We start from the raw sequence: 20,076 nt of genomic DNA, 5'->3' as shown, positions 1-20,076 counted from the left end.
GCATGGAGAGGGGACCATGGCCCACTGGCTCGTGAAGTCGGAGCCCAATACCTACAGCTTCGCGGACCTGCGGCGGGACGGCCGCACCGTCTGGGACGGCGTACGCAACAACGCCGCGGCCCTGCACCTGAAGGCCATGAGGGCCGGAGACGAGGTCCTTTTCTACCACTCCCAGGAGGGCTTGGCGGTGGTGGGGATCGCGCGGGTTTCGAAGGAAGCCTTTCCGGACCCGGGCGACCCCTCGGGCCGGTTCGTGGCCGTGGAGCTCGAGCCCGTCCGGCTGCTGAAGGCGCCGGTGAGCCTGGCGCAGATGAAGGCCGAGCCGGCGCTGTCCGAGATGGCCATGGTCCGCCAGTCGCGGCTCTCGGTCTCGCCGGTCACCGAGGCGGAGTGGGCGGCGATCCTGAGGATGGCGGGGGAATAGGCCCCTCCCCGAGGACAGGGATTTGCGGCCGCGGCCATGAGGTTCGCCGGCTTATCGTTGCGACGGAAAGGCTCCGTTAACCGCGTCGGGCAAGCATGGCCCCCGGAGCTCAGCCGTAGCAGCCGACGGACCCACGCACCCATGGCGCTCGATCCTGCCTCACGGTCCCGCTACAACCTCGAGGACGCCTCCGTCCTGCTCCTCGACGACACGACCATGGGAATGGCGATCCTCGTGCAGATCGTCACCGGCCTGGGCGCCAAGAAGCTCTACCGCTGCAGCAACGTCGACATGGCCCAGGAGGCGGCCACCAAGCACGAGATCGACCTGGCGATCATCGACGGCATGGCCCCGTCGGGTATGGGCTACGACTTCGTGAAATGGATGCGCACGAGCTGCCAGGAGCCCAACTGCTACACGCCGGTGATCATCACCACCGCCCACACCCCCGCCACCGACGTGGTCCGGGCCCGCGACTGCGGGGGGCACATCATCGTCAAGAAGCCCTTCGCTCCGATCGTCATGCTGGAGCGGATCATCTGGGTGGCCAAGGAGGGCCGGCCGTTCCTGTTCTCGGGCGACTATGTCGGCCCCGACCGCCGGTTCCGAGACCACGCCCCGCCCGCCGGCGCCGGCCGCCGGCGCGATGACCAGCCCGCGGACCCCGTCCTGGTGGACGGCGAGGCGGACGCAGGACTGCAGCCCAGGCTTGCGTCATGACCAACGTGCGGTTCGTCTTCCCCAAGCCGCGACTGGCCAAGCTCCTGAAGACGCCCGGGGGCCTGCCGGTCGCCGAGGCGCTGGAGCGCGCCCAGGCGAACCTCGAGACGATCCGTCCCACCTGCCTGGCCGAGCTGCAGGCCCTGCTGGAGCTCACCGAAGCCCGGTTCGAGGCCATGGGCCGGGACTTCGACGACCAGCAGCTCGCCGACCTCTACGCGGTCGCGGTGCGCGGCATCGGCGGCGGCGAGGTCTGCCTCGTTCCGGCGGTCGACCTGGCGCTGACCAGCCTATGCGACCTGCTGGACCACCTGCGCACCGCCCGCCGCTACGACCGCGACGCCATCGCGGTGCACGTGCAGGCGTGGCGGATGCTGATGGTCATGGGCGACCAGCCGGGGGCCGCGGCCGTGGTCGACGGCCTGCGCAAGGTGAGCGCCCGCTACGCCGCCTAGGCGGTCTCGATGGTCATCTGGGTCTGCACGACCAGCGCCAGCAGCCGGCCCTCGGGCGCGGTGATGCGGGTCTGCCAGACGCTGGAGCGGCGGCCGACGTGCAGCGGCGTCGCCTCGCCGAACACCTCCGTTCCGACCTTCGCCGAGCCCAGGAAGTTGGTCTTGGATTCCAGGGTCGTGGTCCGCGCGCCGGGCGGCAGGTTCATGAAACCGGCGATGGCCCCCAGAGCGTCGGCGAAGGCCATGTAGGCGCCGCCGTGCAGGATGCCGCCGGCCGTGCAGAGGTCCTCGCGCACCACCAGGCGGCCGCGCACCCGGTCCTTCGACCGCTCCAGGATCTCCACGCCCATCAGGTTGGCGAACGGCATCCCGGTCTCGGTGATCACGGCTTCGGACATGGCGCGGCTCCTCCCGTATCCCCCGCACCATAACGGCCCTTCCGGGCCTTGCGAGGGCTGCACCGCGCCTGCACGGACAATCCGCCGAACCCCGGCTTGCAGGCGGCGGCCCCGCGCGCCATCTGTCGCAGGGCCGAACGGCCAGCCGATCTGAGGCGGCTGTAAGTTCTGCTCGCCTTGCGTCCGAGGCTCCCGAGGGGTACGGGAACCCTCCCCAGTATCAGGAGAATTGCGATGGGTTACCGGGTGGCCGTTGTCGGCGCCACGGGCAATGTGGGCCGCGAGATGCTGAACATCCTCGAGGAAGTGAACTTCCCCGTGGAGAAAATTCACGCGATCGCGTCGCGCAAATCCATCGGCGCCGAAGTCGCGTTCGGCAACGAGATCATCAAGTGCGAGGACGTCGAGCAGTTCGACTTCTCGAAGGTCGACCTCGTGCTGATGAGCGTCTCCGGCTCCTTCTCCAAGGAGTGGGCCCCGAAGATCGGCGCCGCCGGCCCCATCGTCATCGACAATTCGTCGGCCTGGCGCATGGACCCCGACGTGCCGCTGATCGTGCCGGAGGTGAACCCGGACGACGTGTCCTTCGCCGACCGCAAGAACATCATCGCCAACCCGAACTGCTCGACGGCCCAGCTGGTCGTGGCCCTGAAGCCGCTGCACGAGCGCTTCCGGATCAAGCGCGCGGTGGTCTCGACCTACCAGTCGGTCTCCGGCGCGGGCAAGGAAGGCATGGACGAGCTGTTCGACCAGACGAAGAACGTCTTCGTCCTGGGCGCGACGCCGCCGAACAAGTTCCCCAAGCAGATCGCGTTCAACGTCATCCCCTTCATCGGGTCGTTCCGTGACGACGGCTACACCGACGAGGAGGCCAAGATGTGGAACGAGACCCACAAGATGATCGACCCGGAGATCAAGCTCACGGTCACCTGCGTGCGCGTGCCGGTGATGGTCGGCCACTCCGAGAGCGTGAACCTGGAGTTCCACGACCCCGTCGACGAGGACGAGGCCCGCGACCTGCTGCGCGAGAGCCCCGGCCTGATCGTCATCGATAAGCGGGACGACAAGGGCTACATGACGCCGAAGGAGGCCCAGGGCGAGTTCCCGGTCTTCGTGTCGCGCATCCGCCGCGACCCGACCGTGGAGAACGGCCTGAACCTGTGGGTCGTGGCCGACAACCTGCGCAAGGGCGCGGCGCTCAACGCCGTGCAGATCGCAGAGCTCCTCCACGAGCGCGGCCTGATCCGCCAGAAGGCGCTCGCCTAGGATGCCGCCCGCCTCCGCGCCTGGTGGGGAAGCCCGCCTGGCGCTGGGGGCGGGGATAGCCTGCTACCTCATCTGGGGCTTCGTGCCGCTGGCCATGCAGGCTATCGGCGCGCTCGGCGTGGGCGCGGCGGAGATCCTCGTCCACCGCATCGTCTGGAGCGTGCCTACCGCGCTGACCTTCGTCCTGGCCGCGCGCCAGGGCCGCCAGGTGCTGGACGTGCTCCGGCGGCCGAAGGTGCTGGGGTGGCTCGCGCTGTCGTCGGTGCTCATCGCCATCAACTGGATCGTGTTCATCTGGGCGGTGAACTCGGGGAGGCTCCTGGAGACCTCCCTCGGGTATTACATCAACCCGCTGGTCAACATGGCGGCCGGCGCGCTCCTGTTCCGCGAGCGGATCGACCGGATCGGCAAGGCGGCGATGGCGCTGGCCGCCGTCGGCGTGGTCGTGCAGGCCGTGGCGCTGGGCCACCTGCCCTGGGTGTCGCTGGCGCTGGCGATTTCGTTCGGCGGCTACGGCGTGGTGCGCAAGCAGGTGGCGGCCGACGCCCAGACGGGACTGTTCGTGGAATGCCTGCTGCTGGGGCTGCCCAGCCTCGCCTTCATCGCCTGGTTGCAGGCCCAGGGGACCGGCCACTTCGCCGACAGCACGGCCACCGTCGCCTGGCTGATCGCCGCCGGCCCGATCACCGCCATCCCGCTGGTGCTGTTCGCCTGGGCCGCCCGGCGCATGCCGCTGTCGGCCATGGGCTTCCTGCAGTTCATGGCCCCGACCATCAGCTTCATGATCGGCCTGGCCCAGGGCGAGCCGTTCACCCCGCTGCGGGCGCTCTCCTTCGCCTTCATCTGGGGCGGGGCGGCGGTGTTCTGCTACGGCGCCTGGCGGCGGACCCGCTCGGTGGCCATGGCCGAGAAGGTGATCGCCGAGGCGCCGGCGCCGTAGCTTCGCCGCAAGGTCGCGCCGCTTGGCCGCTCTTCGGCTGCGGGCGCACGGCCGCGGGCCTAGGCTCGCCGGATGCTGCGTCCCGCCCTCGCCCTGCTGCTGGTCCTCCTCGCCCTCCCCGCGCGGGCGGTGGAGCCGGACCCCGCCCAGGCGCCCCGCGTCTTCGCTCGCGAGACCGTGGAGGTCGCGCCCGGCGTTTGGCTGATCCACAAGCCCGCCGTCACCGACCCGCCCTTCGAAGGCAATGTCACCGTGATCGAGCAGGCCCGGGAGCTGGTGGTGATCGACGCCGGCGGCTCGCCGGCCTCGGGCCGGGCCATCGTCGCCGAGATCCGCAAGCTCTCGAGCAAGCCGGTGCGCTGGATCGCCTACACCCACTACCACGGCGACCATAACCTGGGCGCGGGCGAGCTCCTGAAGGCCTGGCCGGAGGCGGTCACCGTCTCCACCGCAAAGACCCGCGAGAACATGGCCGGGCCGCCCATGGCCTATGTGGCGGGCTATGCGGCGTCATACGCCGGCATGGCCGATTTCGCGGCGGGGCAGGCGGCGGATCCCAAGCTGCCGGAGGCCCTGCGCGCCGGCTGGGCGCGGGTGGCCGCCGCCGGGCCCGGGATGGTCGCCGGCTACTCAGGCATGCAGGCCTATCCGGCGCAGCGCACCTTCACCGACCGGTTCGTGATCCCGGACGCCCGCGCGCCGGTGGAGCTCGTCTTTCTGGGCCGCGGCAACACCGATGGCGACGCGGTGGCCTGGATGCCCAGGCAGAAGGTGCTGGCCGCCGGCGACCTGGTGGTCGCGCCCGTCCCCTACGCCGCCCACACCTATCCCGGCGAATGGATCGCGACGCTCGGGAAGCTGGAGGCCTACGACTTCCGCCGGCTCGTGCCCGGCCACGGCCCGGTGCAGTCGGACCGCGCCCATATCCGCAGGCTCGCCGCCGCCCTGGAGGAGGTCCGCGCCCGGGTGGCGCCGCTGAAGGACCTGCCGCTGGAGGAGGTCCGCAAGCGCGTGGACCTCGCGGACGTGAAGGCCGGCTTCACCGGCGGCGATCCGTGGCTCGAGGTCCTCATCGACGCGGTGTTCACCGGCGACCTGGTCGCCAACGCCTGGAAGGAGGCCCGCGGCGAGGCCGTGGTCCAGGGGAAGGGCTAGAGCGCCGCGTAGGCCGCCTCGATCAGGCGCTTCGGGCGGGCGTCGCCCATCAGGGCGATCCCCTGCCTGTTCATGGCGTAGGCGCCGCCGAGCTTCCGGTCCGGGTCGGCGAAGGCGCAGGAGCCGCCCCAGCCCGAGTGGCCGAAGGTCTGGTTCCCGGGGCCCCAGGGATGCTCCGTCTCGTTGCGCATGAAGCCAGCGCCCCAGCTCATCACGAACGGCAGGACGAGGTCCTGGCCGCGGATGCGCTCGCGCGCGGCCTCGGCGATGAGCGCAGGCGAGAGGATCTGCCCGCCGTCCAGCCAGCCGTCGTCGGCCAGCGCCCCCATCAGCCGGGCGAGCGCCTCGGCCGTGGCGTGGCCGTTGGTGGAGGGGATCGGCAGGGCCCGCCACTCGGCCTGCGGCTTGCCGGCGGCGGCGGACCAGGGGGTGAGGAAGGCGGCGCGGGTGGGTTCGTTGACCTCGCCGAAGTCCGGCAGGGCGCTCGGCCGCTGCAGCTCGGCGATGCGGCCGAACTCCGACTCCGGCACGCCCATCCAGAGGTCGAGGCCGAACGGCTCGGCGATGTCGTCGCGCAGCGCCTGGCCCATGGTGCGGCCGTCCACGCGGCGGAAGATCTCGCCCACGATGTAGCCGACGGTGATCGGGTGGTAGCCGCTGGCGGTCCCCGGCGGCCACATGGGGGCCATGGCGGCGAGTTTCGCGCAGATCGCGTCCCAGTCGAACCAGGTGACCGGGTCCATCTCGTCCGGGAAGCCGGAAAGGCCGGCCTGGTGGGAGATCGCCTGCTCGACGGTGACGGCCGCCTTGCCGGCCTGGCCGAACTCCGGCCAGACGCTGGCGACGGTCTGGCGGTAGTCGAGCTTCCCCTGGTCCACCAGCCGGGCGATCAGCAGGGAGGCCATGGCCTTGGTGGTGGAGAAGACCGGGACCAGGGTGCGCTCGTCGAAGGCCCGGGTCCCCTTACGGTCCGCCGAGCCCGCCCAGAGGTCCAGCACCGTCTCGCCGGCCTCCACCAGGCTGAAGCGGGCGCCCAGCTCCTCGCCGGCGGCGAAGTTGGCGGCGAAGGCGTCCTTGACGGCGGCGAAGCGGGCGGGCGCGAAGCCACAGATCTCGACCATCTCTACTCCGTGGGGCGTTCGCCGAAGGCGTCGCTGCCGTCGTCCTGCGCCGGCGACCGGGTGACGCCGCTGACCCGGGCGCTCGGAGGTCCCTTGGCGCAGGCGGCGGCCAGCTCGTCGACGGCGTCGGGATCGCCGATGGCCAGGACCTCGACCGAGCCGTCGGCGCGGTTGCGCACCCAGCCGGCGAGGCCGATCTCCCGCGCCACCGTCACCGCCCACCAGCGGTAGCCCACGCCCTGGACGCGGCCCTCGATCCGGAAGCTTTCGGCGCGACGCATCAGAGGCGTTCTATACGCACCTCGGCGGTCGGCCGCACGAGGCGATCGCCGAGCGCCACGATGGGCAGCTCCGGGGCGTCCCAGGCGTGGCCGGCCTTGACGGTCTCCGCCGCGGCCCGGGAGGCGCGCTCGGCGGCGGCCAGCGGGCTGAGCCCCTCCACCAGGCCCGCGCCGAAGCTGGCGGCCACGAGGTCGCCCGTGCCGTTCGGCGCGCGCTCCAGCCGGCCGTGGGTGAAGAGGGTCGCCGTGTCGCCGTCGACAAGCAGCAGGCCGATCCGGTCGGCGCCCGCGGGGACCGAGGTCACGAGCGCGCGGCCCCCCAGCTCGCGCACGGCGGCCGCGGCGTCGGCGGCGTCGGCCACGTGGCGGCCCACCAAGTGCGACAGCTCCCAGACGTTGGGGGTGATCCAGTCGGCCAGGGGCACGAGGCGCCGGGCGACGGCTTCGGCGACCTCGGGCGTCACGTAAAGGCCCTTGGGCTCGTCGCCCATGATCGGGTCGACCACCACGGTCGGGCGGCCGGCGTGGGCGCCTTCACGCGTAGCGTCCCGCACGCGCTCCAGCACGCCGGCGGCGATCTCCACCTGCTCGGCCAGGGAGAAGTGGCCGGTGATGACCAGGTCGACGAGGCCGAACAGGGCGTCGGCCTCGATGTCGCCGAGCATCCGGCGGAACACCTCGGGCGAAGTCACCTCGCCGGTGGCGCCCTTGGCCGGGCTGCGGCCGAACATGACGGTGGGCGCCAGCACCGGATCGATCCTGTGGCCCGCCAGCACATACTGCTGCGCCGCCCCGCCGATCCGAGAGGCGGCCACGAAGGACGACATGATCAGGGCCAGCGGCATGGCGGAGGTGTAGCGGAGCGCGGCGGCAGGAACCATCCTTCTCCCGCGACACGGGAGAGGCCCCGCCGAAGACGAAGAAGGGCCCCGCAGCGGAGCTGCGAGGCCCTGGTCCACCTGGAGAGATGGAAACCTAGTAGCGGTAGTGGTCCGGCTTGAACGGGCCTTCCGGCGTGACGCCGATGTAGTCGGCCTGGTCCTTGGACAGCTTGGTCAGCTTCGCGCCGAGCTTCTCGAGGTGGAGCATGGCCACCTTCTCGTCGAGGTGCTTGGGCAGGGTGTAGACCTTGGTCTCGTAGTTCTTGCCGTTCTGCCACAGCTCGATCTGGGCCAGCGTCTGGTTGGTGAAGGACGCCGACATGACGAAGCTCGGGTGGCCGGTGGCGTTGCCGAGGTTCACCAGGCGGCCTTCCGACAGGACGATGATCTTCTTGCCGTCCGGGAACTCCACGTGGTGGACCTGGTCCTTGATCTTGTCCCACTTGAAGTTGCGCAGGCCCGCGATCTGGATCTCGGAATCGAAGTGGCCGATGTTGCAGACGATGGCGTTGTTCTTCATCCGCCGCATGTGGTCGACGGTGAGCACGTCCTTGTTGCCGGTGGCGGTGACGAAGATGTCGGCCTTGTCGGCGACGTCGTCCATGGTCTGGACCTCATAGCCCTCCATGGCCGCCTGCAGGGCGCAGATCGGGTCGATCTCGGTGACGATCACGCGGGCGCCGCCGTTGCGCAGCGAGGCCGCCGAGCCCTTGCCCACGTCGCCGTAGCCGAGCACCACCGCGACCTTGCCGGCCAGCATGACGTCCGTGCCGCGGCGGATGGCGTCCACCAGGCTCTCGCGGCAGCCGTAGAGGTTGTCGAACTTCGACTTGGTGACGCTGTCGTTGACGTTGATCGCCGGGAACGGCAGCTCGCCGCGCTCGGCCATCTGATACAGGCGGTGCACGCCCGTGGTGGTCTCTTCCGACACGCCCTTGCAGGCGTCGCGGATCGCCGAATAGAAGCCCGGCTTCTCCTTCAGGTACCGCTTCATCACGGTGAAGAGGGCTTCCTCCTCCTCGTTCTGCGGGTTGTTCAGGACGCTGGGGTCCTTCTCGGCCTTGGGACCCAAGACGCAGAGCAGTGTAGCGTCGCCGCCGTCGTCGAGGATCAGGTTCGGGTAGCCGCCGTCGTGCCACTCGAAGATCTTGTGGGCGTACTCCCAGTACTCGATCAGGGTCTCGCCCTTGATGGCGAACACCGGCGTGCCCTTCACGGCGATAGCCGCGGCGGCGTGGTCCTGGGTGGAGAAGATGTTGCACGAGGCCCAGCGGACCTCCGCGCCCAGCGCCTGCAGGGTCTCGATGAGGACGCCGGTCTGGATGGTCATGTGCAGGGAGCCGGCGATGCGGGCGCCCTTCAGCGGCTGGTCCTTGCCGAACTCGGCGCGCACGGCCATCAGGCCGGGCATCTCGGTTTCGGCGATGTCGAGTTCCTTGCGGCCCCATTCGGCCAGCGAGATGTCCTTCACGACGTAGTCGGTCATGGGGTCTTCAAGTCCTGATGCGGGATTTCGGGTTTGCCGCTCTATACCGGCGACCGGCCCCCGCCGCAACGATCATATAAAGAAATCTTTATGTGATCAGCGCCAGAAGCGCGGCGCATCCTCCAGGCTCTCGAAGGCGCGCACGGCCCGGCGGATGTGGGCGGCCTTGTCCTTCGACTGCCGGCCCAGGAGGTCGCGCGCCGCCTCCGCTGCCGCCGGCGTGAGGTCGAGACCCTCGAGCACGGGCTCGGCGGTGGCGACGTCGTTGAGTGCGCCCAACTCCTCCTGTAGGGCCTTCAGCCGGCCCACGAAGCGGGCCGTGGCCTTTTCGGGAAACAGGCTGGCGAAGGTCTCGGCGGCGTAGCGGAGCTTCTTGGCCTCGATCCGCGCCTCGTGCCGCGCCTCGTCCGAGACCTCGTCGAGCCGGCGGGCGAGCTTGCGCAGCTTGCGGCGGCGGCGGTCCAGGGCGGCGGCGGCGAAGGCGGTGGCCTTCTGGTCGCGCACGTCGCGGCCGGCGTCGTCGGCCAGCCAGGCGCCGGTCTCGATCCAGGCGGTGGCGTCGATCATCAGCGTCCGGAAGCGCTGCGAGCGGACGGCGTCGACCGCGGCGGCGGTGGCGGAGCGGCGCGCCGTCGCCACCGCCTCGGCCAGTTCATCCAGGCCCTTGCCGGCCGGCCGCTTCGTCCGCGCCTCGGCCACCCGCTCGGCCAGGACGTCGAGGTTGCGGGCGGCGTCGCAGGTGTGGGCCAGCCAGCGCAACTCGGCCTTGATGGCGTCGGCCTCCGCCTCGCTGAGCAGCGGGCCGAAGGTTGAGATGACGCTGCGCAGCCGCCGGGCGGCGACGCGGAGCTGGTGGGTGGCGTCCGGCTGGCCGGTGTCGCGCATGACCACGGCGTTGGCGGCGATCTGGCCCAGGGCGTTGCGGGCCGTGGCCCGGAAGGCCTGCGCCGCCGTCGTCCCGGCCGGCAGTTCGACCCGCTCCTTGCGCCGGGCCTGAAGCGGGGCTCCGGCGGCGAGGGCCTGGCCCCGGGCGGCCTTGCTGTCGAACGACAGGTAGAGGGGCGCGGCGCGGTCGAGCTCGCGCGCCAGGGCGAACAGGGCCTTCGGCCGGCCGGACTTCAGCTCCAGCTCCACCTCGCTGATCCGCGCGGTGCGCCCGCCGGCCTGGACCTCGCCCTCGTCCACCGCCAGCTCAATCTTCGCCCCGCCGTGGCGCACCAGCCGCTGGCGGCGGGTGAGCCGCACGTCGAAGGCGGGCCGCAGCGCCGCCGCGGCACCGTCCGGCAGGATCTCCGGCAGGGGGCCGAGCCGGGGATCGGGCGCGTCGCCGTCGACCGGGTGCTCATGCTCCTCCCGCGCCAGGCCGTCGCCGCGCTTCAGGGTCTGGACCCGCCGGCCCTTGCTCTCGCGGACCCGCAGGGAGACGCCTTTCTTCTGCAGGACGAGGTCAGGCGTATCGAAATAGACGCTGCGCAACTCGCGGGTCTCGTCCTCGCCCGGCGGGGCCGCGGCCAGCACCCTGGCGAGGTCGTCGGCGGCGCAGAGGAACTTCAGCTCGATCTCGTGAGACCCGCTCATCCAGGCGCTCTCCAGGCCCTCGTCCCGGCGGCCCTAGCACAAGGCGGCGACGGGAACATGCGCGGGATCAACATTGGATAAGAAAATTTGCGGCCCCGGCGGCGGCTTGCCCGATGCATCCCGCCGCGCTCTAAGCGGCGGGCCCCCAGATCCGAGGAGCCGCCCGCGATGAACGCCCCCTTCCGTCCCGCCGACCCCGCGCAGCCCCGCCACGACTGGACGCTGGAGGAGGTGGAGGCGCTGTTCGAGCTGCCGTTCACGGAGCTGGTGTTCCGGGCCGCCGAGGTCCACCGGCGCTGGTTCGACCCCACGGAGCTGCAGATCAGCCAGCTGCTGAGCGTGAAGACCGGCGGCTGCCCGGAGAACTGCGGCTACTGCGCCCAGTCGCAGCACTTCAAGACCGGCCTCTCCGCCTCCAAGCTGATGGATGCCGAGACGGTGATCGCCGCCGCCCGGGAGGCGAAGGATGGCGGCGCGCAGCGCTTCTGCATGGGCGCGGCCTGGCGCGACCTGAAGGACCGCGACCTGCCGAAGGTCGCCGCGATGATCGGCGGGGTGAAGGCGCTGGGCCTCGAGACCTGCGCCACGCTGGGCATGCTGACGCCGGAGCAGGCCAAGGCGCTGAAGGCGGCGGGCCTGGACTACTACAACCACAACCTCGACACCGGGCCGGACTACTACGACCAGGTGGTGACCACGCGGACCTACCAGGACCGGCTCGACACCCTTGCCGCGGTGCGCGACGCGGGGATGTCGACCTGCTGCGGCGGAATCGTCGGCATGGGCGAGACGCGCCGCGACCGCGCCGGCCTGCTGCACCAGCTCGCCGTCCTGCCGGCCCACCCCGACAGCCTGCCGGTCAACGACCTGATGCCGATCCCCGGCACGCCGCTGGGCGGCTCCGAGGCCGTGGACCCGCTGGAGTTCGTGCGCATGATCGCGGTCGCCCGGCTGGTCTGCCCGAAGTCGATGGTGCGCATCGCCGCCGGGCGCGAGCACATGACGAAGGAGCTGCAGGCGCTCTGCTTCCTGGCCGGCGCCAACTCGATCTTCGTCGGCGGTCGCCTGCTGACCACCGCCAATCCGGACAAGGATTCCGACGCCGCCCTGCTGGCCGACCTGAAGATGCGGCCGATGTCGCCGAAGGTGTCGGAGCCGGCCTAGCTTAACCGTCCTAGGGACCCTATCTCGGGGCCTTCAGAGGGGGACGCGTGCAACCGATCATCAGCATCGAGGGCCTGTCGAAGACCTATGCCGGCGGGTTCCAGGCCCTGAAGAACGTCGACCTGGAGATCCGCAAGGGCGAGATCTTCGCCCTGCTGGGTCCCAACGGGGCGGGCAAGACGACCCTGATCGGCATCACCTGCGGCATCGTCAATCCGACGAGCGGCCGGGTGCTGGCCGACGGCCACGACGTGGTGCGCGACTACCGCGCCGCGCGGGGCAAGATCGGCCTCGTCCCGCAGGAGCTCTCCACCGACGCCTTCGAGACGGTATGGGCGACGGTCAACTTCTCCCGGGGCCTGTTCGGCAAGCGGCCGGACCCCGCCTACCTGGAGAAGGTGCTGAAGGACCTCAGCCTCTGGGACAAGAAGGACGTCAAGATCATGGCGCTCTCCGGGGGCATGAAGCGGCGGGTGATGATCGCCAAGGCGCTCTCCCACGAGCCGCAGATCCTGTTCCTCGACGAGCCCACCGCCGGCGTCGACGTCGAGCTGCGCCGGGACATGTGGGAGATGGTCCGGGGGCTCCGCGAGAGCGGCGTGACCATCATCCTGACCACCCACTACATCGAGGAAGCCGAGGAGATGGCCGACCGGATCGGCGTGATCTCCCGGGGCGAGCTGATCCTGGTGGAGGAGAAGCGGGCCCTGATGCAGAAGCTCGGCAGGAAGCAGCTCACCCTGCACCTGCAGGAGCCGCTGGCCGCCCTGCCCGAGGGGCTCGGCGCCTACGACCTGGAGCTCGCCAACGAGGGCCAGGAGCTGATCTACACCTTCGACACCCAGGCCGATCACACCGGGATCGCCGAGCTGCTCCGGGAGCTGTCGAAGCGGGGGGTCGACTTCAAGGACCTGCAGACCAGCCAGAGCTCGCTCGAGGAGATCTTCGTGAGCCTGGTGCGGGGAGGCCGCGCATGAACCTGCACGCCGTCCGGGCCATCTACCTGTTCGAGATGCACCGCTGGTTCCGCACCATCGTGCAGAGCGTCGCCGCGCCGGTGATCACCACCAGCCTCTACTTCATCGTCTTCGGGGCCGCGATCGGCCGCCGGATGCCGGAGATCGACGGCGTCAGCTACGGCGCCTTCATCATCCCGGGCCTGATCATGCTGTCGATCCTGACCGAGAGCATCTCCAACGGCTCGTTCGGCATCTACATGCCGAAGTTCGCGGGCACGATCTACGAGGTGCTGTCCGCGCCGATCTCGGTGGTGGAGATCGTCCTGGGCTACGTCGGCGCGGCGGCCACCAAGTCGGTGGTCCTGGGCCTGGTGATCATGCTGACCGCCCGGGTGTTCGTGGACTACTCCATCGCCCACCCGCTGGTGATGCTCGCCTTCCTGGTGCTGACCAGCGTGACCTTCAGCCTGTTCGGCTTCCTCACCGGCATCTGGGCCGACGGCTGGGAGAAGCTGTCGATCATCCTGATGATGGTGGTGACGCCGCTCACCTTCCTAGGGGGAAGCTTCTATTCCATCGACATGCTGCCGGACTTCTGGCGCACGGTCGCCCTGTTCAACCCGGTGGTCTACCTGGTGAGCGGCTTCCGCTGGGCGTTCTACGGAATCTCGGACGTGGGCGTGGGCGTGAGCCTGATGGCCACCCTCGGCTTCCTGCTGCTCTGCCTGGCCGCGGTCGCCTGGATCTTCCGCACCGGCTGGCGGCTGAAGACCTAGCTACTCGCCTTCGTCGAAGCGGCACTCGACCAGGGCGCAGAGGGCTTCCAGGGCCTGCTCGGCCTCCGCGCCCTCGGCCTCGATGGCGATCTCGCTGCCGGGGCCGGCGGCCAGCATCATCAGGCCCATGATCGAGCGGGCGTCGACGGTCTGGCCGTCCTTGGTGACGCGCACCTCGGCGTCGAAGCCGGCGGCGGTCTTGACGAACTTGGCCGAGGCGCGGGCGTGCAGCCCCCGCTTGTTGCAGATCTCGACCGTGCGGGAGGCGGCTTCGCTCACTTTTCCCCGGCGAGCACGTAGGAGGCCACGGAGATGTACTTGCGGCCCGCCTCCTGGGCGCAGGCGACCGCGTCCTCCAGGCTCTGGCGGGTGCGCACGCTGGCCAGCTTGATCAGCATGGGCAGGTTGAGCCCGGCGATGACCTCGGCCTTGGTCTGCTCCATCACCGAGATGGCCAGGTTCGAGGGGGTGCCGCCGAACATGTCGGTGAGCAGGATGACGCCGCCGCCGGACTCCACGCGGCCGCAGGCCTCCAGGATGTCCTGACGCCGGCGCTCCATGTCGTCCTCGGGGCCGATGCAGATGGCCTCGACCGCCGTCTGCGGCCCCACCACATGCTCCATGGCGAAGATGAACTCTTCCGCCAGCCGCCCGTGCGTGACGATCACGAGCCCGATCATAGAAACTCTCTCAAGGGGTATCCCCACCCGGCCGCGGCGGTCCGCGAGCCGTGCTAAATACGCCTCTTGGCGCGGGCGTCAAAGGCGGCGAGCGCGTGACTCAGTTTCGCAGGCGCCGAGGATTCGCCCAGGCCGAGAACGGCCAGCGGGACCTGCAACCCCAGGATGTCGGCGAAGGCCGGGTCCGGCACGCGCTCGGGCGTTCCCGGCCGCACCACAAGGGCCACCTCGGCGAGCGGCAGGGGATCGAGCCGGACCACGCCAACGCCCCGGACCTCCATCAGGCCCGCGATAGTGTCCGGCGCGCGGCCGAACAGCCGCCCCCCCGAGGTCCAGAGCAGCACCCGGTCGTCCGCCGCCAGCCGGAAGCCGGCCTGGAGGGCCCGCAGCATCAGGTCGCTCTTGCCCGCGCCGGAGGGCCCCTCGATGAGCACGCCGCGCCAGGCGCCTTCGCGGCGCGCGGCGATCAGGCCGGCATGGACGATCACGCGCCGACGCTCGGCAGGGTGAGGCTGAAGAGGGCGCCGATCACCCTGTCGTCGGCCCCCAGGCGGTTCTCGGCGCGCAGGGTCCCGCCGTGCGCCTCGGCGATCTGGCGGGCGATAGAGAGGCCAAGCCCCGAATTCCCGCCGAACGCCGCGCCCTTAGGCCTGGAGGTGTAGAACCGCTCGAAGACCGTCTCCAGGTTCTCGGGCGGGATACCCGGCCCGTTGTCGGAGACGGTGGCCAGCACCTCGTCCTTCAGCCGGTAGAGGGAGACGGTCACCTCGTCGCCCGGCGGCGAGAAGGAGCGGGCGTTGTCGATGAGGTTTCGGAAGATCTGCCCCAGCGGCCCCTCCCGGCCCATCACCTTCACCGGCTCCATGCCGCCCGCCGACTGGAAGCGGACGCGCACCTCGCCGGGCTTCAGGGTCGCGTCGTAGAGCGCCACGACGTCGAAGATCAGCCGCTCCAGGTCCACCACCTTCGGCTGGTCGCGCGACAGCTCGGCGTCGAGGCGCGAGGCGTTGGAGATGTCGGTGACCAGCCGGTCCAGCCGCTGGACGTCGTTCTTGAGGATGCCCAGGAGCCGGTCGCGGGCGGCGGGATCCTTGACCAGCTCCAGAGTCTCCACCGCCGAGCGCAGGGAGGTCAGCGGGTTGCGGATCTCGTGGGCCACGTCGGCGGCGAAGCTCTCGATGGCGTCCATCCGCTCCGACAGGGCGTGGGTCATGTCCTCGAGGCTGCGGGTGAGGTCGCCGAGCTCGTCGTCGCGGTCGGCGAGGTCCGGCAGGGAGATCGCCCGGGCCCGCGCCTGGCGGACCCGGTCGGCGGCCCGCGCCAAGCGGCGCACCGGCTGGGCGATCAGCCGGTTCAGCAGCAGCGACGAGATCAGGGTCACCGCCACGGCGATCAGGATGAAGGGGATCAGCGCCATCCGCTCGCGGGCGATGATCTCGTCCACGTCGCGCGCCTCGAGGGTCAGGACCCCCAGCACGGCCTGGACGTGCTGGATCGGGATGGACACGGAGACCACGCGGTCGCCCCCGCCGGTTCGGCGCAGGCCCGAGACGTGCTCGCCGCGCAGCGCCCGGCCGAGCTCGGCGTCCAGCGCCCGGCGGGCGGACTCCCGCGTGGGCCTCTCCTGTTCGGGCAGCTGCAGGTCGAGCTTGAGCCCTCCCTTCGCCTCGCTGCGGCTGCGGGCCGGCGGCAGGATCTTCATCTCCACCCGATCGAGCACCCAGTCGCTGTCGGCGACCACATTCCCCTCGGCGTCGAACAGCCGGGCGCGCTGTCCCCTCGGGTTGGCCAGGAGCTGCAGGACGATGTCGTTGGCGTAGGCCGCGTCCATGGCCGGCGCGGGCTCTCCGACCGTGGCGGCCTGCTCGATGATCGACGCCATCAGTTCGCCCTGGGTCGTCAGGCTGTCGATCCGCGCCTCCACGAGGCCGCGGCGCAGCTCGTTCAGCACGAGGGCCCCGGAGACCAGGATCGCCAGGCCAAGCACATTGAGCGCGATGATCAGCCGGCCGAGACGGGTGCCCGGCAGCCACGAGAGGCTGGAGCGGCGCTTGGGCCGCTCAGCTCTCGCGGTATCGGTAGCCGACGCCATAGAGGGTTTCGATCGCGTCGAACTCGGGGTCCACGTCGCGGAACTTCTTGCGCATGCGCTTGATGTGGCTGTCGATCGTGCGGTCGTCGACATAGACCTGATCGTCGTAGGCGGCGTCCATCAGGTTGTCGCGGCTCTTCACGAAGCCCGGGCGCTGGGCGAGCGACTGCAGGAGCAGGAACTCGGTGACGGTAAGCTTCACCGGCTTGCCGTCCCACAGGCAGTCGTGGCGCGCGGGGTCGAGCGTAAGCTTGCCGCGCTTGATGGCCCGGGACCCGCCCTCGGCCGTGGGCGCGGGGCCGGCCGCGCCGTTCTCCTCACCCTCCACGCCGGCGCGGCGCAGCACCGCCTTCACCCGCTCGATCAGCAGGCGCTGGCTGAACGGCTTGTGCATGTAGTCGTCGGCCCCGAGGTTGAACCCCAGGATCTCGTCGATCTCTTCGTCCTTGGAGGTGAGGATGATCACCGGCAGGTCGGAGGTCCGGCGCAGGCGGCGCAGCACCTCCATGCCGTCCATCCGGGGCATCTTCACGTCGAGGATGGCGAGGTCCGGCGGGTCGTTCTCAAGCGCGGCCAGACCGGCGGCGCCGTCGAAATAGGCCTTCACGGCGTGGCCATGGCTTTCCAGCGCCAGGCTGACCGACGTCACGATGTTCTCGTCGTCGTCCACCAGGGTGATCTTGGCCATTTGAGCTCGTGGTCTCCTTCGGGAAGAGGTGAAGCTAGTCGCCGCGCACCGTGGCCTCAATGGGGCGGAGCAAAAGCCGTTCCCGGCAACGCGGCCTTAAGGTTGTTCCCCCACGTTAGGAGTCATCCCGGGGGTTGAGTCATAGATGGGCGGCGCGCGCGTACATTTCGAGGTCTTCGTCCGGCGCAAGCCCGGCGCGAGCTGGACGTTGGAGCTGGCGACGGAGAACCGTGCGCTCGCGATCTCCAACGCCGAGGACACCTTCAAGGAGGGCGGCGTCCACGCGGTCAAGGTGACCAAGGAGACGCAGGACCCCGAGACCGGCGAATTCCAGACCGTCTCCATCCTGAACCTGGGCATGCCCGAGCCGCTCACCAAGCGCCGCGCCCCGCCGGAGAACCTGGAGCCGCTCTGCGTCACGCCGCAGGACCTCTACAGCCTGCACGCCCGTGACCGCATCGGACGACTGCTCGAGGGCTGGCTGGCCCGCAAGTCGGCGACCCCGTTCGAGCTCTTGCACCGGCCCGACCTTGTCGAGCAGCTGGAGGCCTCCGGAAACGAGCTGCAGCACGCCGTGCAGAAGATCGCCGTGCCCGAGGCCCAGGCCCGGGGCGGCAACGTCCACGAGATGATGCGCACCTTCCACGGCCTGATCGACCGCACGGTCGACCGGCTGATGAAGGACTGGCGCCGCGGGGCCCTGCCGGATCTCTCCAAGGAGACCTTCGCCGTCGCCGCCGAGCGCCTGGCGGCCGATCCGGACGGGCCCTACCTGCTGGGCTGCGGCGTCGCCATGGGCATCGCGGCGGGCCGCGACTGGACCGACAAGCTGTCGCGGCTGATGGATTTCGCCGCCGCCGCGCCGCCGGCCGCCGGCCCCGCGCGCAAGCTCGCCATCGCCGTCCTGCAGCAGCCGATCGCCGAAATCCTGGAATCCCGCGCCGGCCTCGAGGGCATCGTCGGCAAGACGCCGCACCTGGGCGCCTCGCTCGCCGCCCTCACCCGCCTGGCCGCCGCCGACTCCGTCGACATGCTGATCAAGGTGGAGAAGTCGGTCGCCAAGGTGATGCCGGAGCTCTCCACCGAGGCCAAGCGGCTCGGCCGCTGGCTGGGCGGCGAGGACTTCGTCGAGGTGCGCACAGCGCTGGGCAAGCGCATCCTCGCCGAGCTGAACGGCCCGCGCCGCCTGGTGCCGGGCGACGCGGCCCTGGAGATCGACGTGCTGCGCGCGCTCGCCATGTCGCTGACCGCCGCGGCCGGCAAGCTGCTGCCGCTGGAGGACGTGCAGGCGGCCTTCTCCGTCCGCTCCAAGATGCTGGTCACCGGCGACTTCGTGGAAAGCTACCTCGGCCAGGGCAAGACCGCCCGCGAGGAGGCCGAGGCCCTGGTCTGGCTGACCGAGAACGTCATCGGACCGCAGAACAAGCGCCACGCCGGCCGCTGGCTCAAGGCGCTGGTCACCAACAACCGGCTGGAGAAGGAAACCCTGGCCTCCAACGAGACCCCGCCGGTGCGCCTGGCCGCGCTGGCGGCGCTGCAGCGGTCCGTGGGCCGGTGCGGCCTCGCGCCCGAGGACGCCGCGCCCGTGCAGGAGCACCTGGGGATGGTCGGCGGCAAGGTGGAGGCCGAGGCGCGGCTGATCTCGGCGCTCACCAAGGCCAACGCCCCGGCGGTGCAGAAGCTGACCTTCCTGCTGCGCCTGGCCAGCGGCGAGACCGCGCCGCTCGGCCCGGCGGCCGACCGCGCCCGCAGCGAGGCCATGCGCCTGGTCCGCGACGATGGTCTGCGCTCGGAACTCGCCCAGGCGCCCGACCAGATGGCCGCCGTCCGCGACCTCGTCGAGAAGGCCCAGCTCGCCGCCTAGAGGCCGAGCGACTCCGCAAGCGCCCGGACCACCATGTCCACGTCGGCGTCCGCCATCCCCGGATAGAGCGGCAGGGAGAGACAGCGCGCGTACCAGGCCTCGGCGCCGGGCAGGTCGAGGACGCCATACCGCTCGCGGTAGTAGGGCTGGCGGTGGACAGGGATGTAGTGGACCTGGCTGCCGACGCCGCGGGCCCGGAGCGCGTCGACGACTTCGCGCCGGGAGCGGCCGGCCGCCTCGAAGTCGATCAGCACGCACATCAGGTGCAGGGCCGGGTCGCTCCAGGCCGGGGAGGCCGCCGGCCGCACCAGCGGCGCGAGCGGCCGCAGGGCCTCCACGTAGGCCGCGCTCAACACGCGACGCCGGGCCACGAACCGGCCCAGCTTGGCGAGCTGCGAGAGCCCCAGAGCGCAGAGGATGTCGGGCAGCCGGTAGTTGAAGCCCGGCTCCGGCATCTCGTACCACCAGGGGTCGGAGCCCTCCGGCCGCACCATGCCGTGGCTGCGCAGCGTTCGCAGGCGCGCGGCGAGCGCCGGGTCGTTGGTGGTGACCATGCCGCCCTCGCCGGTGGCGATGGTCTTCACCGGATGGAACGAGAAGGTGGCCATGGCCGAGTGGCGGACGTCGCCGATGGTCTCGGCCACGTTTCCGAAGGTCGCGGTGGTCCCCAGCGCATGTGGCGCGTCCTCGACGAGGACGGCTCCGGCGTCGCGGGCCAGCGCCTCGAGGCCCGGCAGGTCGCAGGCGTCCCCGCGCAGGTGGACCGGCAGGACGGCGCGGACCGGGCCGCCGGCGCGCTCCAGCGCGGCCTCCAGGGTGGCGGGCGTCATCAGGCCGCTGTCGGGATCGACGTCGGCGAACACCACCTCGGCGCCGACGTAGCGGGCGCAGTTGGCGGTGGCCAGGAAGGTGATGGCCGGCGCCACCACCCGCTCGCCCGGCTGCGCGCGCAGGGCCAGCATGGCCAGGTGCAGGGCCGCCGTGCCGTTGGCGCAGGCCACCGCGTGGGCCGCGCCAACGGCCTGGGCGAACGCCGCCTCGAAGGCGTCCACCGTCGGGCCGGTGGTCAGGAAATCGGCCTTCAGCGCCTCGACCACCGCGGCGATGTCGTCGTCGTCGATCGTCTGGCGGCCGTAGGGCAGGACCAT

At 70.8% G+C, this 20,076-nt stretch carries 22 protein-coding genes; 10 read left to right on the top strand and 12 right to left on the bottom strand.

Annotated features, from left to right (window positions below):
* Positions 1-16: 16 nt before the first annotated feature.
* The 3 genes from V7Z97_RS01065 to V7Z97_RS01055 all read left to right on the top strand — a co-directional run bounded on the left by V7Z97_RS01065 (position 17) and on the right by V7Z97_RS01055 (position 1,599).
* Positions 17-424: an EVE domain-containing protein gene (locus V7Z97_RS01065; RefSeq protein WP_334160819.1), complete on the top strand. Its 408-nt coding sequence runs from the start codon at positions 17-19 to the stop codon at positions 422-424.
* 141 nt (positions 425-565) lie between these two features.
* A complete protein-coding gene (locus V7Z97_RS01060; protein ID WP_334160817.1) occupies positions 566-1,144 on the top strand; it encodes a response regulator in 579 nt (192 codons plus the stop codon).
* Positions 1,141-1,599, top strand: a complete 459-nt coding sequence (locus tag V7Z97_RS01055) for a hypothetical protein (RefSeq protein WP_334160816.1) — start codon at positions 1,141-1,143, stop codon at positions 1,597-1,599. Before V7Z97_RS01060 ends, V7Z97_RS01055 begins: the two co-directional genes overlap by 4 nt.
* On the opposite strand, the gene V7Z97_RS01050 is transcribed toward V7Z97_RS01055, so the two are convergent.
* On the bottom strand, positions 1,596-1,997 hold the full coding sequence (locus tag V7Z97_RS01050) for a PaaI family thioesterase (RefSeq protein WP_334160814.1): 402 nt from the start codon (positions 1,995-1,997) through the stop codon (positions 1,596-1,598). The genes V7Z97_RS01055 and V7Z97_RS01050 overlap by 4 nt on opposite strands.
* A 234-nt stretch (positions 1,998-2,231) precedes the next feature.
* Between V7Z97_RS01050 and V7Z97_RS01045 the strand changes: the two genes are divergently transcribed.
* The 3 genes from V7Z97_RS01045 to V7Z97_RS01035 all read left to right on the top strand — a co-directional run bounded on the left by V7Z97_RS01045 (position 2,232) and on the right by V7Z97_RS01035 (position 5,358).
* Positions 2,232-3,263 (top strand): aspartate-semialdehyde dehydrogenase, encoded by a 1,032-nt coding sequence (locus tag V7Z97_RS01045; protein ID WP_334160813.1) that lies wholly within the window; start codon positions 2,232-2,234, stop codon positions 3,261-3,263.
* A 1-nt stretch (position 3,264) separates the two neighbouring features.
* Complete coding sequence (gene rarD, locus V7Z97_RS01040) at positions 3,265-4,203, top strand: EamA family transporter RarD (protein ID WP_334160812.1); 939 nt, start codon at positions 3,265-3,267, stop codon at positions 4,201-4,203.
* A gap of 72 nt (positions 4,204-4,275) precedes the next feature.
* Entirely contained in the window at positions 4,276-5,358 is a 1,083-nt protein-coding gene (locus tag V7Z97_RS01035) for an MBL fold metallo-hydrolase (protein WP_334160810.1), read from the top strand.
* Here the strand turns inward: V7Z97_RS01035 and V7Z97_RS01030 are convergent.
* The 5 genes from V7Z97_RS01030 to V7Z97_RS01010 form a co-directional block, all read right to left on the bottom strand.
* The gene (locus V7Z97_RS01030) at positions 5,355-6,479 is read right to left on the bottom strand and encodes a serine hydrolase domain-containing protein (protein ID WP_334160808.1); all 1,125 of its coding nucleotides are present in this window, start codon (positions 6,477-6,479) and stop codon (positions 5,355-5,357) included. The genes V7Z97_RS01035 and V7Z97_RS01030 overlap by 4 nt on opposite strands.
* 2 nt (positions 6,480-6,481) lie before the next feature.
* Positions 6,482-6,760, bottom strand: coding sequence for an acylphosphatase (locus V7Z97_RS01025; RefSeq protein WP_334160806.1), 279 nt, complete (start codon positions 6,758-6,760; stop codon positions 6,482-6,484).
* Positions 6,760-7,641, bottom strand: a complete 882-nt coding sequence (locus tag V7Z97_RS01020) for a PfkB family carbohydrate kinase (RefSeq protein ID WP_334160804.1) — start codon at positions 7,639-7,641, stop codon at positions 6,760-6,762. Before V7Z97_RS01020 ends, V7Z97_RS01025 begins: the two co-directional genes overlap by 1 nt.
* A 94-nt stretch (positions 7,642-7,735) precedes the next feature.
* Positions 7,736-9,127 carry an adenosylhomocysteinase gene (gene ahcY, locus V7Z97_RS01015; protein ID WP_334160802.1) on the bottom strand — a complete coding sequence of 464 codons (1,392 nt, stop codon included), beginning with the start codon at positions 9,125-9,127 and terminating at the stop codon, positions 7,736-7,738.
* A gap of 96 nt (positions 9,128-9,223) precedes the next feature.
* Entirely contained in the window at positions 9,224-10,705 is a 1,482-nt protein-coding gene (locus V7Z97_RS01010) for a CYTH and CHAD domain-containing protein (RefSeq protein ID WP_334160801.1), read from the bottom strand.
* A gap of 168 nt (positions 10,706-10,873) precedes the next feature.
* On the opposite strand from V7Z97_RS01010, the gene bioB reads away from it, so the two are divergent.
* Genes bioB through V7Z97_RS00995 form a run of 3 tightly spaced genes read left to right on the top strand, consistent with a single transcriptional unit; the run spans position 10,874 to position 13,604 of the window.
* Complete coding sequence (gene bioB, locus V7Z97_RS01005) at positions 10,874-11,869, top strand: biotin synthase BioB (protein WP_334160800.1); 996 nt, start codon at positions 10,874-10,876, stop codon at positions 11,867-11,869.
* Positions 11,870-11,916: 47 nt separating this feature from the next.
* A complete protein-coding gene (locus tag V7Z97_RS01000) occupies positions 11,917-12,846 on the top strand; it encodes an ABC transporter ATP-binding protein (RefSeq protein ID WP_334160799.1) in 930 nt (309 codons plus the stop codon).
* On the top strand, positions 12,843-13,604 hold the full coding sequence (locus V7Z97_RS00995; RefSeq protein WP_334160797.1) for an ABC transporter permease: 762 nt from the start codon (positions 12,843-12,845) through the stop codon (positions 13,602-13,604). The genes V7Z97_RS01000 and V7Z97_RS00995 overlap by 4 nt, the downstream gene beginning before the upstream one ends.
* On the opposite strand, the gene V7Z97_RS00990 is transcribed toward V7Z97_RS00995, so the two are convergent.
* The 5 genes from V7Z97_RS00990 to V7Z97_RS00970 are packed head-to-tail and all read right to left on the bottom strand — an operon-like array spanning position 13,605 to position 17,064.
* Positions 13,605-13,883, bottom strand: coding sequence for an HPr family phosphocarrier protein (locus V7Z97_RS00990; protein ID WP_334160796.1), 279 nt, complete (start codon positions 13,881-13,883; stop codon positions 13,605-13,607).
* A complete protein-coding gene (locus V7Z97_RS00985; RefSeq protein ID WP_334160795.1) occupies positions 13,880-14,284 on the bottom strand; it encodes a PTS sugar transporter subunit IIA in 405 nt (134 codons plus the stop codon). Before V7Z97_RS00985 ends, V7Z97_RS00990 begins: the two co-directional genes overlap by 4 nt.
* Before the next feature lie 53 nt (positions 14,285-14,337).
* Complete coding sequence (locus tag V7Z97_RS00980; protein WP_334160793.1) at positions 14,338-14,772, bottom strand: HPr kinase/phosphorylase; 435 nt, start codon at positions 14,770-14,772, stop codon at positions 14,338-14,340.
* Positions 14,769-16,376 carry an ATP-binding protein gene (locus V7Z97_RS00975; protein WP_334160791.1) on the bottom strand — a complete coding sequence of 536 codons (1,608 nt, stop codon included), beginning with the start codon at positions 16,374-16,376 and terminating at the stop codon, positions 14,769-14,771. The genes V7Z97_RS00980 and V7Z97_RS00975 overlap by 4 nt, the downstream gene beginning before the upstream one ends.
* Positions 16,345-17,064 (bottom strand): response regulator transcription factor, encoded by a 720-nt coding sequence (locus V7Z97_RS00970; RefSeq protein WP_334160790.1) that lies wholly within the window; start codon positions 17,062-17,064, stop codon positions 16,345-16,347. Before V7Z97_RS00970 ends, V7Z97_RS00975 begins: the two co-directional genes overlap by 32 nt.
* Positions 17,065-17,209: 145 nt before the next feature.
* On the opposite strand from V7Z97_RS00970, the gene V7Z97_RS00965 reads away from it, so the two are divergent.
* Positions 17,210-18,928, top strand: a complete 1,719-nt coding sequence (locus tag V7Z97_RS00965) for a hypothetical protein (RefSeq protein ID WP_334160789.1) — start codon at positions 17,210-17,212, stop codon at positions 18,926-18,928.
* Here the strand turns inward: V7Z97_RS00965 and pseC are convergent.
* Positions 18,925-20,076, bottom strand: coding sequence for a UDP-4-amino-4,6-dideoxy-N-acetyl-beta-L-altrosamine transaminase (gene pseC, locus V7Z97_RS00960; protein WP_334160787.1), 1,152 nt, complete (start codon positions 20,074-20,076; stop codon positions 18,925-18,927). The two genes, V7Z97_RS00965 and pseC, sit on opposite strands and share 4 nt — an antisense overlap.

The organism is Phenylobacterium sp., from assembly GCF_036821595.1.
Classification (GTDB): Bacteria; Pseudomonadota; Alphaproteobacteria; order Caulobacterales; family Caulobacteraceae; genus Phenylobacterium.
This window is presented reverse-complemented; position numbering and strand designations above follow the sequence as displayed.

What these genes read in the sequence shown, in the direction of transcription:
- bioB (WP_334160800.1), top strand. Translation starts at nt 10,874, where the DNA reads ATGAACGCCCCCTTCCGTCCCGCCGACCCCGCGCAGCCCCGCCACGAC.
- V7Z97_RS01010 (WP_334160801.1), bottom strand. Translation starts at nt 10,705, where the DNA reads ATGAGCGGGTCTCACGAGATCGAGCTGAAGTTCCTCTGCGCCGCCGAC.
- V7Z97_RS00965 (WP_334160789.1), top strand. Translation starts at nt 17,210, where the DNA reads ATGGGCGGCGCGCGCGTACATTTCGAGGTCTTCGTCCGGCGCAAGCCC.
- V7Z97_RS00975 (WP_334160791.1), bottom strand. Translation starts at nt 16,376, where the DNA reads ATGGCGTCGGCTACCGATACCGCGAGAGCTGAGCGGCCCAAGCGCCGC.
- V7Z97_RS01060 (WP_334160817.1), top strand. Translation starts at nt 566, where the DNA reads ATGGCGCTCGATCCTGCCTCACGGTCCCGCTACAACCTCGAGGACGCC.
- V7Z97_RS01020 (WP_334160804.1), bottom strand. Translation starts at nt 7,641, where the DNA reads ATGGTTCCTGCCGCCGCGCTCCGCTACACCTCCGCCATGCCGCTGGCC.
- V7Z97_RS01050 (WP_334160814.1), bottom strand. Translation starts at nt 1,997, where the DNA reads ATGTCCGAAGCCGTGATCACCGAGACCGGGATGCCGTTCGCCAACCTG.
- V7Z97_RS01035 (WP_334160810.1), top strand. Translation starts at nt 4,276, where the DNA reads ATGCTGCGTCCCGCCCTCGCCCTGCTGCTGGTCCTCCTCGCCCTCCCC.
- ahcY (WP_334160802.1), bottom strand. Translation starts at nt 9,127, where the DNA reads ATGACCGACTACGTCGTGAAGGACATCTCGCTGGCCGAATGGGGCCGC.
- V7Z97_RS01030 (WP_334160808.1), bottom strand. Translation starts at nt 6,479, where the DNA reads ATGGTCGAGATCTGTGGCTTCGCGCCCGCCCGCTTCGCCGCCGTCAAG.
- V7Z97_RS00995 (WP_334160797.1), top strand. Translation starts at nt 12,843, where the DNA reads ATGAACCTGCACGCCGTCCGGGCCATCTACCTGTTCGAGATGCACCGC.
- V7Z97_RS00985 (WP_334160795.1), bottom strand. Translation starts at nt 14,284, where the DNA reads ATGATCGGGCTCGTGATCGTCACGCACGGGCGGCTGGCGGAAGAGTTC.
- V7Z97_RS01045 (WP_334160813.1), top strand. Translation starts at nt 2,232, where the DNA reads ATGGGTTACCGGGTGGCCGTTGTCGGCGCCACGGGCAATGTGGGCCGC.
- pseC (WP_334160787.1), bottom strand. Translation starts at nt 20,076, where the DNA reads ATGGTCCTGCCCTACGGCCGCCAGACGATCGACGACGACGACATCGCC.
- V7Z97_RS01025 (WP_334160806.1), bottom strand. Translation starts at nt 6,760, where the DNA reads ATGCGTCGCGCCGAAAGCTTCCGGATCGAGGGCCGCGTCCAGGGCGTG.
- V7Z97_RS00970 (WP_334160790.1), bottom strand. Translation starts at nt 17,064, where the DNA reads ATGGCCAAGATCACCCTGGTGGACGACGACGAGAACATCGTGACGTCG.
- V7Z97_RS01065 (WP_334160819.1), top strand. Translation starts at nt 17, where the DNA reads ATGGCCCACTGGCTCGTGAAGTCGGAGCCCAATACCTACAGCTTCGCG.
- rarD (WP_334160812.1), top strand. Translation starts at nt 3,265, where the DNA reads ATGCCGCCCGCCTCCGCGCCTGGTGGGGAAGCCCGCCTGGCGCTGGGG.
- V7Z97_RS01055 (WP_334160816.1), top strand. Translation starts at nt 1,141, where the DNA reads ATGACCAACGTGCGGTTCGTCTTCCCCAAGCCGCGACTGGCCAAGCTC.